We start from the raw sequence: 16,043 nt of genomic DNA, 5'->3' as shown, positions 1-16,043 counted from the left end.
GGAAACCGGGGAAGAGAGGCAATCAATGTTACACACAATCATCAAATCAAACAGCTACCAGGATTCCATCGTTTTGATGCTGTTGACGAATAAAATCAACACGGTCGCGGGAGTCACAAAAGTTTCCATCATGATGGGTACGCCCGCCAATAAAGATATCTTCAAAACAGGAGGTCTGTACACTCCGGAACTGGAGAAAGCATCGTCGAATGATATGGCTGTCGTCCTGGAAGTCGAAGATGAAGCAGTCATAGCTACAGTCATGGAGGAAATCGATCTTTTCCTGGAGGAACAGGCAAAAGGAAACAGCGGAGCATCAGTAGAAGAGACTGCCCGTACGTGGGACAAAGCCTTGGAAATGGCAAAAGATGCTCAAGTCGCGCTCTTTTCCATTCCCGGAACACATGCAGCTCTCGAAATCGAGCGCGCACTGGATGCCGGTAAACATGTCTTCTGTTTCAGCGATAATGTTTCAGTCGAGGATGAAAAACGCCTGAAAATGAAGGCGCATGAAAAAGGTCTGCTGCTTATGGGGCCGGATTGCGGAACAGGAATCATCAACGGCATCCCATTGGCGTTCACCAACGTCATCAGACCTGGAAAAATAGGCATCGTCGGCGCTTCAGGTACAGGTATTCAGGAAGTCTCCACGCTTATCCATAAACTGGGAGGCGGCGTAACGACCGCAATCGGAACTGGCGGACGCGACCTGAAGGAAGCAATCGGCGGCATCACGTTGATGGACGGTATCGTCACTTTGGAGCAGGATCCTAATACGGAAGTGATCGTCGTCATCTCCAAACCGCCCGCAGCCAGCGTCAGGGACAGGGTTCTGGCTTTACTGAGAAAAATTTCCAAACCGGCAGTAACAATCTTCCTGGGCGAAAAACCGACTTATCACGAACCTGATCTTTATCATGCCTATACGTTGGAGGAAGCGGCTGAACTGGCTGTCAAACTGGTGAACAAAGAAACGATTAGCTCCGAGGCTGATGCAGTCGCTGTTCCTGTCGTCAACTTCTCCGATGAGCAAAAATACATCAAAGGCTATTACTCCGGCGGCACATTAGCTAATGAAGCGGCCATGCTGATTAAAGATGGCCTTAGTTTGACCGGGGACGCCGAGAAGAAAGAAGGCTACATCCTTAAAAATGAAGGCTATGAAGTTCTTGATTTGGGGGACGACATTTATACGCAAGGCAAACCGCACCCGATGATCGATCCGGAAAAACGGATCGAAATGATCAGACAAGCCGCGGATGATCCGAAGACAGCTGTCATTTTGTTGGATATTGTTTTGGGATACGGCTCACACATGGATATGACCAGCGAATTGGTGCCGGCCATCAAGGAAGCGAAGTCGAAAGCCGCTGCTGGAGGCAGAGAGCTTGCGTTCGTTGCGACGATCGTAGGGACTGACGCTGATCCTCAAGACGGCCAAGCACAACAAAAAGTATTGGAAGATGCTGGAGTCATTATCCGGATGAGCAACAACCAAGCGGTCCGCACGGCTTTGGCGATGCTGGGAATCCATATCCAAGACAACAAAAAGGGCCTGAAAGAAATCGATGCGCCTGCATTCACAGAAGAATTAGCGCCTTCACAAGCTATGTTGGACCTTCTGCATGCGAAAGAATTTTTGAATATTGGTCTGCGCAGTTTCTCCGAAACCATCCGTGAAAACGGTGGAAAAGCGACGCAATTCGATTGGCGTCCGGTTGCGGGTGGCAACGTCACCTTGCAGAAAGCTTTGTATTACTTGAATAATTATAAAACTGAACAAACAGATAGCATATAAGGGAGGAAAAACAAGGATGCATTATCAAACGATTGATGAAGCTAATCAAGCAGTAGCTGCTAAAATTGTCGCTGGATCCCCTTTCTTAGTGGATGTTGTACCAGCAAAATCAGTGATCAAAGAATTTAACGAAGGGAAAGTCCTGCTGCATGCAGGGCCACCCATCAAATATGAGCAAATGGTTGATCCAATCCAAGGTGCCTGTGTGGGGGCAGCGCTTTTTGAAGGCTGGGCAGAAAACGAAGCCGATGCCAGAAATTTATTGGAATCCGGAGAGGTTACCTTGATTCCTTGTCATCATGTCAATGCGGTCGGTCCGATGGGCGGAATCACTTCGGCAAATATGGCGGTCCTGATCGTGGAAAACAGAACGGACGGGAACCGTGCTTTCTGTACGATGAATGAAGGTATTGGTGCAGTACTGCGTTTCGGAGCTTATTCCGATGAAGTAATTACTCGTTTGCGCTGGATGCGCGATGTCTTGGGCCCAACCTTAAGCAAAGCGCTGCAAACAAAAACAGGTGGACTGAACGTAAATGTATTGGTTGCTAAAGCGATCGCGATGGGGGATGAATTCCATCAAAGGAACATCGCCGCATCCTTGGTCTTTTTGAAAGAAATGTCGCCGATTGTCGTCGGATTGGATATGGATCAAAAAGAAAAAGAACAGGTCATGCAATTCTTGGCGGACACGGACCAATTCTTCCTGAACATCATGATGGCAGCCGCTAAAGCTGTCCTGGATGGCGCAAGGACAATCCAAGAGGGAACGATCGTCACAGCAATGTGCCGCAATGGATATGAATTCGGTATCCGCATCGCAGGAATGGGAGATGAATGGTTCACAGGACCGGTCAACACTCCGCAAGGACTTTATTTCTCAGGATTCAGCGAAGACGATGCTGCTCCGGATATGGGGGACAGTGCCATAACTGAGACATTCGGTGTCGGTGGCATGGCGATGATCGCAGCGCCTGCAGTTACACGCTTCGTAGGCAGCGGGGGATTCCAGGATGCCCTACAGACAAGTAATGAAATGCGTGAAATCTGTATCGACCAGAATCCGAACTTCTCAGTACCAACGTGGGATTTCCAAGGCATCTGCCTAGGCATCGACGCCCGTAAGGTCGTTGAAACCGGCATCACACCGGTCATTAATACCGGCATCGCCAACAAGAAGGCTGGTTTGGGCCAAATCGGAGCCGGAACGGTGCATCCACCGATCGCATGTTTCGAAAAAGCCGTATTGGCTTATGCCAAAAAATTAGGTTTCCAGGAATAACAAAGGGGGATGGTCGCAGTGTTCATAAAGGCAGCTTACCATGACGAACGCTTGACGGACACGCTGCAAAATAAGAGCACTTGGCGCGTCCATAGCCTATTCAATAAAAGTTTGAACATTCAAAGTGCTGATCAGGAAAATTTGATGCTGATAGCAGGTACAGCCTCACCGCGGTTGCCGAAAGCGTTGTATCTTCCGGATGACATGTTGGGGAAACTGGTCGGAACCGTTCAACCCGGCCAACCCGTTTTCATCTCGGACGGTAGGCTAATTTTCGAAGGATGCACTATTGTTGTTGAGGGGACACCGCATTATCAGTCCCGCTATGCAACGGAACAAGGTTTGCATCAGGGAAGTTTGCGATATTACGTGGCATCGATGGCGAAAATCGAAAAGTTGAACGGTTTCGATTTCATAATGGCTGACTTGACGCGGGATTCATTTTTAGCGAATACCCCGGAAGGCAATCATTTCCTGCGGCTGTATTCGGGTGACGCGGGCAAAAGAACCGAGGCGATAAGTTACTTCATCGGAAGAGGCAAGGGGTTGACGCCGTCCGGTGACGATCTTCTTGTGGGCGCTTTGGCAGCCGATCAGCTTCTGGGGATGCTCCCGGCGGATACGGAAGGCCTCATCAGGAAGCGCTTGTCGCAAACTCCGAAGCCGACTACAACAGTAAGTGAACATTATCTGGCGTGCGCCCTGGATGGTCTTTACAACGAACCCATCCATCGTTTGCTGCATGTTTTGCGGCAGGAAAGTGAAGAAAAAGCCATAGAAGAATGCATCAAACATATAATGGCGATCGGACATACGTCCGGACGGGATATGTTGACAGGCCTTACGGGTGCCCTGTTAGTATGGAACAGATTTGAAGGAGGATACAATCAATGGCAAAAAGAGTTGTCATCGCTCTAGGCGGGAACGCAATCCTACGCCCGAACCAAGAAGCGACGTTCGATAACCAGATGCACAACATCAAGATGAGTGCGGAGCTGATTGCAAAAATAGAAAAACTGGATTATGAAATCGTAGTGACGCACGGAAATGGTCCGCAAGTAGGGAATATCCTGCGCCAAAATGAGGAAGCGAAGGATATCGTTCCTCAGATGCCGTTGGATGTCTGCAGCGCGGAATCGCAAGGATTCATCGGGTATATGATGGAACAATCTTTGAAAAATGCTTTGCATGAGGAAGAATTGACGAGCAGTGTATTGACGTTATTGACGCAAACGGAGGTATCACCGGATGATCCTGCGTTCGATAATCCTACAAAACCGATTGGAGTCTTCTATTCTGAGGATGAAGCCGAGCTGTTGTCGGAAGAGAAAGGTTGGGTCATGATGGAAGATGCCGGAAGAGGCTACCGCAGAGTTGTTCCTTCTCCTCAACCCCAGAAAATCCATGGCGTGGAGTCCATCCTGAAGTTATTGAAACAAAATACGATCGTAATCGCAGGCGGCGGCGGTGGCATTCCTGTAGTCCGCAATAAAATCGGCCAAATATCAGGAATCGAAGCCGTGATCGACAAAGATCGCACCGGCAAAAAGTTGGCGGAACAATTGGATGCCGATGTATTCATGATGCTGACGGACGTCAGCAATGTCTACATCAATTACGGTAAACCGAACCAAGAAAAACTTGAAGAAATTTCCGTTCTGAAAGCGAAACAATATTTGGATGAAGGCCAGTTTGCGGACGGCAGCATGGGTCCAAAAATGGAGGCAGCCATCGACTTTGCTATGCAAGGTAAAAAAGCCATCATCTGTTCATTGGACCAAGCGGCTGAAGCCTTATCAGGTTTTGCGGGTACACGCATCGTCAACAGTTAAATAAAGAAACAAAGAACAGGAGGTTGTCTCATTCCGAGGCTGTCTCCTGTTTTTGTTGTGCGACCAGGACGGCGAAATAGCCCGCCAAAAAGCATTTTTGGCGGGCTGAAATACATTGAATTGCACAGAATAGCCTCCCGAAAATCATCACACTCTATTCAAACGTGTTCTGAATCCCATAAATACTCTATTCGTCGTTCTGGGAGAGTTCCAGGGCTAGTCTTAGGTTCAGGCTGAAATTTGGATCATCGATTGGTGATCCGAGTATTTCTTCGCAATGGTTGATTCGGTACTTCACTGTGTTGCGGTGTATGAACATCGCTTTCGACGTGCGCGTGATTTCGCATTGGTAGTCAAGGTAGGTTTTCAGCGTCCGGCGCAATTCAACCATGGCGTCTTCTTCAGGATAGGCCAGTTCGTGCAGAACGGATTGGCAGAAATACTTAATTTCATCCGTCTGCATCCTTTCGAACAGGCTAAGCATGCCTTGCGGGCGATAGTAGCTGATGCGCGGCTGCGTGTCCTTGGCAAATCCCTCGTCGAAAGCTATCTTGGCTTCGATGTAGGAGTTGGCGATCATATCAATTTTTTCATAAGGATGGCCATAAGAGAAAGCCAAGGAAATCGGAAGGACCTTCTCAAGTTCCTCTGCAGTTGTCCGCAAGATGTCATCTATCGCCTCGTTTTTGGACTGCAGCAAAAGCAGTAGGTGGTTTGTGTTTTTCATCGGGAAAAGCAAGGCGTCATGGAAATGGAAGGCCAATGCATCCGTCAGCCACTGGTTGACCAATTGAATTTTTTCCCGGCTCAGCTTATCTTTGAAGATCGAACCCTTTTCATTCCGGCAATTGATGTAGATCACTTGATAATGATGGGAATTGACGATGCCAAAATTTTGGCCAAGGTCGAGCCAATTTTTTTGCTTGAGAGTCGGAGACTGCTGATTCTCTATCAATTGTTTGAAATAGTCGCTGCGGATATCCTGCTTAGATTCTTCCACTTTCAAGTTTTTGTAGATGACGAACGACAGAACCATGGAGGCTTGATCAACTGCGAATTCCGATACGGGATAAGGGATTTGTTCCGGCCTCAAAATGATCAGGTAGTAAGGGAAATAATTGTTCGCACGGATTGGGTAAATGGAAACCTGCATTTCCTGGTTGTCCATATCGGTTATCAGAAAAGAGTCCGTTGCATCCTCGGAAAGCTGCGGCTTTTTCTCATGCACTTGCCCCACATAATAATCAGCAGGCTTGCTGGATTGGGAAAAGTGCTTGGAATGGGCAATCACTTGCCTGAAAGGATTCAGCAGGATGACCGGTGTTTTGATCATTTTTCCGAAATCGGAAATGAAGCGTGCAATGCTCGCATCGTTCATCAGTAGGTTCGAGAAGCGTTTCTGGATGTCCAAAGCATAGCTCATCTGTTCTGTTTTTTGGTTCCACAAGTAGTTCAGCATTTGATGGGAGAGTGTCCCCAGTGGTGTGGTGCTTGGAATCTGGATCAAAGGGAAACGCACCAAATTGGCATAATTGATGATGGCATTGTCGATTTCCGGAAGGAAGCGGCCGACTTTTATCCCCAGTCCAGCAGCATTCACACGCATCAAAGAATCGATCAAAGGGATCAAGCCTTGTTGGTCATTTTTATAGCTCATGGCAGTGGTCAGCAAAAAAACATCCTTTGGAATGTAAAAGGCAACGTCAGGCGTCTCGGATATTTCTATGCTTGTCACTGCATGAGACAGATCTGCTCCTGCATTGAGCACTTTGAGATCGGAGAAGCGGGGCAAATCCAACATTTCTTTCATTGTAGTCATTAAAAACCCTCCTAGTGGCTTTAATTTTAATTGAAACCGCCATCATCATCAAGTGTTTATTTGGGCATAACCTACAAATTTCATATCATTTTGTTCATAACATACAATGACATTTTTGCTGAGAATGGTAGGATGTAAGTAAATTATCAGACCAATAATCAATCTGGAGGAATAGTTATGTTCAAAGAAATCATCACACCCATCCGCACCATTATGACACCTGGTCCTGTAGAAGCTCATCCGAATGTACTTCGTGTCATGAGCACGCCTATTTTGGGACAGTTCGATCCAGCATTCTTAGCCATCATGGATGAAGTGAAAGAAATGATTAAAATTCCGTTTGGAACAAAAAATGAGCAGGCTTTTGCCATCGATGGCACATCGCGCTCAGGGCTGGAAGCTGCGTTTATCGGGCTGATTGAGCCCGGAGACAAAGTGCTGATTCCTGCATACGGGCGCTTCGCGTATTTGTTGGGCGAAATCTGCGAACGCGCGAAAGCGCAAGTGACTTACTTGGAAAAAGACTGGGACAGTGTCTTTGAAGAAGATGCGATCATCGCAGAAATCAAAAGGGTCAATCCTAAAATAGTCGCACTCGTTCATGGGGAAACAGCGAACGGCCAGATGCAACCGCTGGAAAAAATCGGTAAATTTTGCCAAGAGAACGATGTGTTTTTTGTGGTCGATACAGTCGCCACTTATGGTGGAGCACCCGTGAAGGTGGATGAATGGGGCATAGATATCGCCATCGCAGGCACCCAGAAATGTGTGAGCGTGCCATCCGGGTTGTCTTTGATCACCTATAACGACCGTGTGGAGAAGGTTTTGACAGCGCGCTACCAGAAGGAACTTGGTCTGAGCAAAGATTTCCGCAATAACCGCCACATCAGCAGCAATTACTTGGACTTGAGCCAACTGCAACGCTACTGGAACAAAGAACGCATCAACCACCATACCGAAGCAACCAGCATGATCTACGCACTGCACGAAGGCCTGCGGATGATGATCCAGGAAGGCATCGAGAACGGTTATGAACGGCATAGCCAAAATGACCGCGCCATTCAGGCTGGTATTGAAGCGATGGGCTTGGAAATCTTCGGTGACCGCAAAACGAAAATGCCGACGGTTACGCCTATCCTGATTCCTGAAGGTGTCGACGGTGATGCGGTACGCAATACATTGTTGCAGGATTTCGGTGTCGAAATCGCTTCTTCATTCGGTCCATTGCAAGGGAAAGTCTGGAGAATCGGCAATATGGGCTTCAGCAGCCGTAAGGAGAATGTATTGCACGTGCTGGCTGCTTTCGAAGCGGCCCTCCTGTTCCACAGGGCAGACATCAACCGCGGGGAAGCCGTCTTGGCGGCTCTGCGTGAGTATAACCAAAAATAGACAGATCCCAGTACTATAATGAAGGAACGACCAGGGTGGGGAATCCGCCCGGGCCGTTCCTTGCATTGTTTGAAGAACATCAGTAGCCATCAGATATCTTGAAAAGATGGTTGTCTGTTGTGCACAAGCGAAAAAATCACTTTGTACATCTCTTCCGATGTAAACGTTTTTAAGCCCGGTTACAATAAGCTTATCAATTATTGATAGCGATTACAAAGTTAGGGAGGTTATTACATGCAAGCAAGCAATGAGGAAGTGAAAATGCAAGAAACTGATCTTTTTGTCAGTGATGCACAAGTCGAAGAATTAAAGAAACGCGGTTATAATGAAGACGTCGTTCCAAAAACGGCGGAAAAAAGGAATATGAACGCAAAGAACTATTTCACACTTTGGATGGGATCGGTTCATAATATTCCGAATTATACGGCTGTTGGGGGATTCCTATTCCTGGGTCTGTCGCCAATCAATGTTATGTTAGCTCTTATCGTCAGTTCTTTGGCAGTCAGTGCCTTTATGGTCTTCAATGGCAGAGCGGGATCGAAATACGGGATACCGTTTGCGATGCATTTGCGTTCAACCTATGGGGATCTGGGAGCCAAACTTCCTGGATTCTTGCGTGGCGGGGTAGCAGCCATCGCATGGTTCGGACTTCAGAATTATGCGGGGTCGTTGGCTTTGCTGATTTTGATAAGCAAGTTCTGGCCGGGATTTTTGAATATCGGTGGAGATTTCAATTTCTTCGGAATTGATCTTCCAGGCTTGATCACCTTCACCATTTTCTGGGCAATCAACGTGCTGATCGGTCTTGGCGGAGGAGGCGTGCTGAACAAATTCACTGCCATCCTGAATCCGCTGATCTACATCGTGTTCGGCGGCATGGCCATCTGGGCGATCAGAGTTGGCGGCGGCATGGGCAACATTTTGGCCTATACGCCATCCGGTGACAGTGTTCAAGGATATGCGCCTTTACTGGCCTATTTCATCATCATCAATTCCGTCATTTCCGTTTGGGCAGCTCCGGGGGCAAGCGTATCCGACTTTACGCAGAACGCCACTTCGACGCGCGACCAGTCGATTGGACAAACCGCTAGCCTTCTGGTTGCGTACTTGATTTTCGCATTATCCAGCGTCGCCATTCTGATTGGTGGATCCATCCACTTTGGAGTACAGGAATGGAACGTGCTGAACATCGTGAACAAGTGGGAAAGCGTCCCTGCAGCGGCATTAGCTGTAGTCGTGTTCCTGATGACTACCGTCTCAACAAATGCGACCGGTAACATCATTCCGGCCGCATATCAACTGTCGGCTTTGTTCCCTAAGTCTGTTGACTATAAGAAGGGCGTTCTGATCGCTTCCGTCATTAGCTACGTCATCATGCCATGGAAATTGATGGAAAATTCCGCGAGCATTTTCGCTTTCCTGAACATCATCGGCGCTGTTTTGGGTCCTGTAGCGGGTGTCATGTTGGCCCACTATTATTTCGTCAAGAAACAGAAAATCGATATAGACGCTTTGTATATGGATTTCAGCAAAGATAATTCGCAAAATCCGTATAAGGGCATAAATATAGAAGCCTACATCGCCACAATCGCAGCTTTGTTGATTTCCGTGAGCGGACAGTTTATTCCTGCTCTGCAGATGATCTCCAATCTGTCTTGGTTGATCGGAGCAGCTTTGGCCTTCGGTATCTATCTGATGCTGAAGAGGGGAAAAAAATAGTTTCATCCAACTTTTGGTTTTAAAATTATTGATATAAATCATTTATTATTAGGAGGAAAAAGTATGAGTTACGATTTACTGATCAAAAATGGTTTGGTTATCCTGGATAATGGTGAAATTGAAACAGATGTAGCCATCCAAGATGGTAAAATAGCAGCTATTGGCAGCGATTTGGGTGACGCAACCGAAGTCATCGATGCTAAAGGTCTTGTTGTCAGCCCTGGTATGGTGGATGCGCATGTGCATATCACGGATCCAGGCGGCAGCTATCGTGACGACTGGGAAGGCTACCTGACAGGAACAAAAGCTTGTGCCAAAGGCGGCGTAACGTCCTTCATGGAAATGCCTTTGAACCAAGTCCCAGCCACAGTGGATGCCAGAACATTGCAGATCAAAGTGGATGCTGGCCAAAATAAACTCACAGCAGACGTAGCATCTTTCGGTGGATTGGTTCCTTTCAACATCGAAGGCGGAATCCAAGAGTTGGATGAAGGCGGCGTTGCAGCCTATAAATGCTTCATGGCTACTTGTGGCGACCGTTCGATTGAAGGCGACTTCATGAACGCGGACGATTACACGCTGTATGAAGGCATGAGACAGATTGCCAAAACCGGAAAAGTGTTGGCGATCCATGCTGAAAATGCGACAATCACAGACAGATTGGGAGAGATTGCTTACAAAAACGGCGAAACGACGCTGAAAGCTTATGTAGCAAGCCGCCCTGTCTTCACTGAAGTGGAACCGATCAGACGCGCCATCTTGTTCGCAAAAGAAACAGGCTGCCGTATCCACATTTGCCATGTAGCTTGTCCGGAAGGCGTTGAAGAAGTTACGAGAGCCCGCAATGAAGGCGTTGATGTGACTTGCGAAACATGCACGCACTATCTGTACTTCGATACTTCTGAATTGGATGAAATCGGGCCGATCGTCAAGTGCTCGCCTCCAATCCGTGACAAAGAAAATCAAAACGGCATGTGGGAAAAATTATTGGCTGGCGAAATTGCCTTCGTTACTTCCGATCACTCTCCATGTACCCCTGATCTGAAGGACAAAGAGAATGCCTTTGAAGCTTGGGGCGGTATCGCAGGCGTTCAGAACAACGTCGATGTGTTGTTTGATGAAGGCGTTCAGAAACGCGGCATGTCCTTGAGATTATTTGCCGACATCATCGCTGCAAATCCGGCAGAACGCTTCAACTTGAGTTCAAAAGGCCACATCGCAATCGGCAAGGATGCTGACATCGTTCTGATCAAACCGAATGCGCCTTACACATTAAAAACAGAAGATTTAGAGTACAAGAACAAAATCAGCCCATACGTCGGACGCGAAATCGGGGCGCAAGTAGCAAGAACGATTCTGCGCGGCGAAACGGTCTACAGTCTGGAAGATGGCGTTTCGGATACTCGTTCGGGAGAATTCGTCTTCGTCAACGGCGAGACGGCCTTCAGCTCGGATACCCGTTCAGAGGAATTCGTTTCCGTCAAATAAGGCAAAAAAAGGATCCAGGTTTGGCGCCCGGATCCTTTTTTGCGTTGTTAATGGATTCCTGATGCGCCATCTACTTGGTCACTCTAAACAAATTAGCGCATATTATTGTATGGAATGTACAGGGTTAGTGCGGCTGTAAATGCTTATAATGGAAACAGTCAGAGAAGAAATGGAAGGGCTTACCGTCATGCTTGGAGAGTATCTTGGAAGTCATGCCCATAATCATGAGATGCAATAATAAGTGATGGAGGAGAATCATATGAGTGAGACTGAAGCAACAAAAGAAGTAGAAGTAGTATCAAAAAAACGAGTGGAATACTGGAAACAAATCATTTATGTCATGACGGCCGGCTGGATAGCTATCTGGGTTTATCGCACAGCATTAGCGCCTATTTATCCTGAAATCAGTACTTATTTTGGGGGAGCAACGGATTCACAACTGGGTTCCATCTCAAGTTTTTATTTCCTGGGTTACGTTTTGATGCAGATCCCTTCCGGTCTGTTGGTGGATCGTTTCGGGAAGAAGACCATCCTGATTCCAGGTTTCCTATTGTTCGGATTGGGGACTATGGTTGTGGGCATGGCGGATACCTTGTTGGTCGTATATATCGGAAGTGTGTTGGCTGGAATCGGGTGCGGTACCTACTACGGCGTGGCCTATTCCTTGACAGCAGAACATGTGCCTAGTTCCAGAAAAAGCTTAGCAACCGCCATCGTAAACAGTGGCACGGCAGTCGGCAGTGGAATCGGCATGATCTCATCCAGTTACTTTGTCGCACAAATGGGCTTGCCTTGGCAATACATGATGTTCTTCACGGTTTTCCTGATCATCACGATGGTTTTCATCTTCTGGAAATTCATCAAAGGCAACAAAGAGAGCGAAGCACTCATTTCGCAAACGAAAATGATCACGGAAACTCCGCAGGAAAAAACGTCATTTAAGGCGTTGATGCGTCCTCAGATGTTGGGTGCGTACTGCCTTTACTTTGCCACTTGTTACGCTTATTATCTTACCGATACATGGCTTCCTAACTTCTTGTCTACCGAAAGAGGGTTTGAGGGAGCAACAATCGGCTTGGCTTCATCGATGGTATTTTTCGCGGCTATTCCGGGTGCCTTGTTCTTCAGCCGGATTGCGGATAAATTCAGTCATAAAAAAATCAGTTTAATCATCTTTTTGGAAATAGTCGCAGCCATCATGCTGTTCTTGGCAGTTCAGGCACCGAACCAATTTCTATTGATGGTTGGCCTGATCTCCTATGGATTTTTCGGCAAGCTTGCCGTTGAGCCAATCATCATTTCTTGGTTGGGCGAGCATGCACCAAAACGGGGCATCGCTACGACGCTGGGATTCTTTAATTTCTTTGGGATGAGTTCTTCAGTTATCGTTCCCTCGCTGACAGGGGCGATTTCAGATGCGACCGGCTCAAAGGTTTATGCCTTTTACTTATCCGTGATCATCATCCTTGTCGGGACGACTATCTTTTACTTGGTGAACGGAAGGACAAAGAAAATCTAAAATGATAAAAGAAAGGTCTGTAGTATGAGCGAGCGTGCTCATACTACAGACCTTTCTTTTATATGCTTGAATTTGACGAATAGAAATGCAGTGAAAGGAAGACTGGGATAGGTATCCAAATTCAGGGGCCGCCCCAATATGGGACAGCCCCTGATCAAACATTATTCTTCATGCGAAATGAAATCCATCGGCATAGGTCCTGCAACACCTATAAAAACAAACCGTTCATTGCCGGTGTTGACCATTCCGTGTTGTTGTCCCCGCTCGGAGAAAATGATGTCACCCTTCGTGATTTCTACAGCTTCTCCAAATCCTGGATAAAAAGTGCCTGTACCTTGCATGCAAATCCAGATGTCATCAGAAGTAGAGTGCGAATGATTTACTACTTTTTGACCGGGTTCCAAGCACCAGACAGCCCCGGCCATGAAATCTGTTTCATAAAAGATGGTCTTTTTACCAGCATCAGGATCGAATTGAACGACCTCATCCAATCTGAACAACCGCTCCTTGATCTTTGATTGATTCGATTGCTTTATCTCAATCGCTTCCATTTCAGAAATGCTTCCTTTTGTTTCCATATCAACCGCTCCTTGTCTGTAATGTATATTGGGATAACCGATTCAATTCCACTGTGTTCAGATAATCACAAATGAAATATGACCTTAGTATAACAAGGGGGTAAAGCGCTAACAATGCAGTGTTTTCATAAAAAATAAAATTACTTAGCCATTTTGCACAAGAGAATCCCAAATGGATTGTGGGTTGTTCCTAAGATGTGCCGGGATTCGGCATATGTGGACAAAAAACCCCAAAGTACCTTTGCTCAAGCTGGATTGACTATCTGTTATTACTACTAATTTTTATCTGCAGATTGAATTATTGGTCAATTTAGTGTAAGCTAGTCTTATGGAAAACGCTTACAATGTCCAGGGAATTTCAAGAATTCCAGATGATTGAGGAGGGGTTTCAAAAGATTAGGATTGATAAAAAAATCACGAAAAACACGTTGCAACTTTAGCACCAAAGAAAAGAATGGATGTGATCGGATTGGAAAAAGGAAAGAAAGTGCTTTTTACTGAGACCGTTCTGCGCGATGCGCATCAAAGCTTGATGGCGACACGCATGTCTACGGACGACATGCTCCCTATTGTGGAGAAAATGGATGAAGCCGGGTATTACGCGCTCGAGTGCTGGGGCGGAGCAACCTATGATGCGGCAATCCGTTTTCTGCATGAAGATCCGTGGGAAAGACTGCGGCAAATCCGAAAGCGCGCTCCCCATGCGAAGCTGCAGATGCTGCTTCGGGGACAGAACCTGATCGGATACCGCCACTATGCGGATGATATCGTGGATCGTTTTGTCGGCAAAGCCGTCGAGAACGGTATCGATATTTTTCGGATTTTTGATGCCTTGAATGACACAAGAAACTTGAAAGCATCGCTGGAAGCCGTCAAGAAATATGGCGCCCATGCGCAACTGACGATCTGTTATACCATCAGTGATGTCCACACCATCCCATTTTACACCGATTTGGCCAAGGAATTGACCGAAATGGGTGCGGACTCGATCTGCATCAAGGATATGGCTGGTATATTGACGCCGAAAGTAGCCAAAGAGCTGATTCCGGCCATCAAAGCCGTTATCGATGTGCCTTTGAATATCCATACGCATGCCACCAGCGGCGTTTCACAGATGACCTACATGGCTGCCATCGAAGCGGGTGCGGACATCATCGACTGTGCCATTTCGCCATTTGCGGAAGGTACGAGTCAACCGCCTACCGAATCGATGGCGCTGGTGTTGGAGGAGCTGGGGTACAGTACGGGCTTGGACATCGCCAAATTGGAAGAAATTGCTGATTATTTCAAACCGATCCGCGATAAGTACATCGCTTCGGGCGTGCTCGATCCGAAAATGCTGTCGGTCGATCCCAAAGCACTTATCTATCAAGTGCCGGGTGGGATGCTGTCGAATTTGAATTCGCAACTTAAGCAGGCAAAAGCCAGTGATAAGTACGAGGCCGTGTTGCGGGAAGTGCCCCGTGTCAGAGCGGACTTAGGCTTTCCGCCATTGGTCACACCGATGAGTCAGATGGTCGGGACGCAGGCTGTTTTCAATGTCCTGACGGGAGAACGCTACAAGATGGTCCCGAATGAAGTGAAGGATTATCTGCACGGAAAATACGGTAAGACACCGGTACCGGTGAACGATAATTTCCGGCGCAGTATCATCGGGGATGATGCCGTCATCACGGATCGCCCGGCGGATCATCTGGAGCCGGAGTTCGCAAGATTGAAGGCGGAGTTGGGTGACTTGGCGCGCACGGATGAGGATGTGTTGACTTATGCATTGTTCCCTCAAGTCGGTAAAGCGTATCTGCAGGAAGTCTACTATCCAACTATCCCTGAAGAAAAAGCCGACAAAAAGGCACCATCTTCAGTCGAAACGCCGGAAGCAGTGATTCGGATCCAGGCCCGGTATCGCAGTTAAAAGGAAGAGGTGAAGGAAATGGAAACATTCAATTTAGGCGATGGTCTGATTGTCACCGTTGTTGCGATGATCGTCGTTTTTGCCGTATTGTCAAGTCTTTGGTTCTTGGTTGAACTGGTTCATAAGTTAGTCGGAGAACCTGCAGTGGCGGCTTCGTCACCGATTCACCAGGAAGATGATTTACACCCCGTTCTGTTGGATCCGGGTGTGGATGAGCAACGAGCCAAAGCTGCGGCGATAATGGCATTGGTCGCCGCTTATGAGGCACATCCGTCCAAGAAGTTTGAAATCATCGATGTAACGCGTATCAAGTGAATGCCAGCTGCTGATTGTAAAGGGAGGTCTTTTTATGAAAAAGTATGAAATCGAAATCGACGGGCAAGTTTATCATGTCAAGGTGAGGGAGTTGCCGGATGATGCGGTCATGACGGAGCAACCTAAGGCGGATAGTGCCAGAAGCACTTCGGATGCTGCGCCCCAAACAGAAGGAAAAACAATGTTGGCTCCGATGGCGGGCACCATCTTGCGCATCCTCGTCAAAGAGGGGCAACGGGTCAAAAAAGGCGAAAACCTTATCGTCCTCGAAGCCATGAAGATGGAGAATGAAATCGTTGCGGATGAGGACGGCATCATCAGAAGTATTTTGGTGAAAGCCAACGAAATTGTCGAATCCGACCAACCGTTGTTGATTCTCTAGAAGGGAAGGG

The 16,043-nt window shown here is 47.3% G+C and carries 13 protein-coding genes; 11 read left to right on the top strand and 2 right to left on the bottom strand.

Going from position 1 to position 16,043, the window contains the following annotated elements:
- The first annotated feature begins 25 nt into the window (after positions 1–25).
- From fdrA to arcC, 4 genes are read left to right on the top strand one after another with little or no spacing between them, the layout of a single operon-like run.
- Entirely contained in the window at positions 26–1,798 is a 1,773-nt protein-coding gene (gene fdrA / locus AC0J5I_RS02770; protein ID WP_475303403.1) for an acyl-CoA synthetase FdrA, read from the top strand.
- 16 nt (positions 1,799–1,814) lie between these two features.
- Entirely contained in the window at positions 1,815–3,080 is a 1,266-nt protein-coding gene (locus AC0J5I_RS02765) for a YlbE family protein (protein ID WP_475303399.1), read from the top strand.
- A gap of 18 nt (positions 3,081–3,098) precedes the next feature.
- A complete protein-coding gene (locus AC0J5I_RS02760; protein ID WP_475303396.1) occupies positions 3,099–3,998 on the top strand; it encodes an oxamate carbamoyltransferase subunit AllH family protein in 900 nt (299 codons plus the stop codon).
- Entirely contained in the window at positions 3,971–4,912 is a 942-nt protein-coding gene (gene arcC, locus AC0J5I_RS02755) for a carbamate kinase (protein WP_475303394.1), read from the top strand. The genes AC0J5I_RS02760 and arcC overlap by 28 nt, the downstream gene beginning before the upstream one ends.
- Positions 4,913–5,099: 187 nt before the next feature.
- Here the strand turns inward: arcC and AC0J5I_RS02750 are convergent, their stop codons facing one another.
- Positions 5,100–6,731: a PucR family transcriptional regulator gene (locus AC0J5I_RS02750; RefSeq protein ID WP_475303392.1), complete on the bottom strand. Its 1,632-nt coding sequence runs from the start codon at positions 6,729–6,731 to the stop codon at positions 5,100–5,102.
- Positions 6,732–6,908: 177 nt separating this feature from the next.
- Here AC0J5I_RS02750 and AC0J5I_RS02745 point away from each other — a divergent pair, with 177 nt between their 5' ends.
- The 4 genes from AC0J5I_RS02745 to AC0J5I_RS02730 all read left to right on the top strand — a co-directional run bounded on the left by AC0J5I_RS02745 (position 6,909) and on the right by AC0J5I_RS02730 (position 12,846).
- Positions 6,909–8,120, top strand: coding sequence for a pyridoxal-phosphate-dependent aminotransferase family protein (locus AC0J5I_RS02745; RefSeq protein WP_475303390.1), 1,212 nt, complete (start codon positions 6,909–6,911; stop codon positions 8,118–8,120).
- Positions 8,121–8,381: 261 nt separating this feature from the next.
- Positions 8,382–9,839 carry an allantoin permease gene (gene allW / locus AC0J5I_RS02740; RefSeq protein WP_106450379.1) on the top strand — a complete coding sequence of 486 codons (1,458 nt, stop codon included), beginning with the start codon at positions 8,382–8,384 and terminating at the stop codon, positions 9,837–9,839.
- 63 nt (positions 9,840–9,902) lie between these two features.
- Complete coding sequence (gene allB, locus AC0J5I_RS02735) at positions 9,903–11,327, top strand: allantoinase AllB (protein ID WP_106450310.1); 1,425 nt, start codon at positions 9,903–9,905, stop codon at positions 11,325–11,327.
- Positions 11,328–11,586: 259 nt separating this feature from the next.
- Positions 11,587–12,846 carry an MFS transporter gene (locus AC0J5I_RS02730; protein WP_475303383.1) on the top strand — a complete coding sequence of 420 codons (1,260 nt, stop codon included), beginning with the start codon at positions 11,587–11,589 and terminating at the stop codon, positions 12,844–12,846.
- Between the two features lie 161 nt (positions 12,847–13,007).
- Here AC0J5I_RS02730 and AC0J5I_RS02725 read toward each other — a convergent pair whose 3' ends face one another.
- Positions 13,008–13,424, bottom strand: a complete 417-nt coding sequence (locus AC0J5I_RS02725; RefSeq protein WP_475303379.1) for a cupin domain-containing protein — start codon at positions 13,422–13,424, stop codon at positions 13,008–13,010.
- A 532-nt stretch (positions 13,425–13,956) separates the two neighbouring features.
- On the opposite strand from AC0J5I_RS02725, the gene AC0J5I_RS02720 reads away from it, so the two are divergent.
- Genes AC0J5I_RS02720 through AC0J5I_RS02710 form a run of 3 tightly spaced genes read left to right on the top strand, consistent with a single transcriptional unit; the run spans position 13,957 to position 16,033 of the window.
- Positions 13,957–15,336, top strand: a complete 1,380-nt coding sequence (locus AC0J5I_RS02720; protein ID WP_475305467.1) for an oxaloacetate decarboxylase subunit alpha — start codon at positions 13,957–13,959, stop codon at positions 15,334–15,336.
- A gap of 18 nt (positions 15,337–15,354) precedes the next feature.
- On the top strand, positions 15,355–15,651 hold the full coding sequence (locus AC0J5I_RS02715) for an OadG family protein (RefSeq protein ID WP_475303375.1): 297 nt from the start codon (positions 15,355–15,357) through the stop codon (positions 15,649–15,651).
- Positions 15,652–15,685: 34 nt separating this feature from the next.
- Complete coding sequence (locus AC0J5I_RS02710; protein ID WP_475303370.1) at positions 15,686–16,033, top strand: acetyl-CoA carboxylase biotin carboxyl carrier protein; 348 nt, start codon at positions 15,686–15,688, stop codon at positions 16,031–16,033.
- Positions 16,034–16,043 lie beyond the last annotated feature (10 nt).

The sequence above is a fragment of the Trichococcus sp. TS_SC_9 genome, assembly GCF_056156325.1.
This window is presented reverse-complemented; position numbering and strand designations above follow the sequence as displayed.

What these genes read in the sequence shown, in the direction of transcription:
- fdrA (WP_475303403.1), top strand. Translation starts at nt 26, where the DNA reads ATGTTACACACAATCATCAAATCAAACAGCTACCAGGATTCCATCGTT.
- AC0J5I_RS02765 (WP_475303399.1), top strand. Translation starts at nt 1,815, where the DNA reads ATGCATTATCAAACGATTGATGAAGCTAATCAAGCAGTAGCTGCTAAA.
- arcC (WP_475303394.1), top strand. Translation starts at nt 3,971, where the DNA reads ATGGCAAAAAGAGTTGTCATCGCTCTAGGCGGGAACGCAATCCTACGC.
- AC0J5I_RS02750 (WP_475303392.1), bottom strand. Translation starts at nt 6,731, where the DNA reads ATGACTACAATGAAAGAAATGTTGGATTTGCCCCGCTTCTCCGATCTC.
- AC0J5I_RS02745 (WP_475303390.1), top strand. Translation starts at nt 6,909, where the DNA reads ATGTTCAAAGAAATCATCACACCCATCCGCACCATTATGACACCTGGT.
- allW (WP_106450379.1), top strand. Translation starts at nt 8,382, where the DNA reads ATGCAAGAAACTGATCTTTTTGTCAGTGATGCACAAGTCGAAGAATTA.
- allB (WP_106450310.1), top strand. Translation starts at nt 9,903, where the DNA reads ATGAGTTACGATTTACTGATCAAAAATGGTTTGGTTATCCTGGATAAT.
- AC0J5I_RS02730 (WP_475303383.1), top strand. Translation starts at nt 11,587, where the DNA reads ATGAGTGAGACTGAAGCAACAAAAGAAGTAGAAGTAGTATCAAAAAAA.
- AC0J5I_RS02725 (WP_475303379.1), bottom strand. Translation starts at nt 13,424, where the DNA reads ATGGAAACAAAAGGAAGCATTTCTGAAATGGAAGCGATTGAGATAAAG.
- AC0J5I_RS02720 (WP_475305467.1), top strand. Translation starts at nt 13,957, where the DNA reads ATGGCGACACGCATGTCTACGGACGACATGCTCCCTATTGTGGAGAAA.
- AC0J5I_RS02715 (WP_475303375.1), top strand. Translation starts at nt 15,355, where the DNA reads ATGGAAACATTCAATTTAGGCGATGGTCTGATTGTCACCGTTGTTGCG.
- AC0J5I_RS02710 (WP_475303370.1), top strand. Translation starts at nt 15,686, where the DNA reads ATGAAAAAGTATGAAATCGAAATCGACGGGCAAGTTTATCATGTCAAG.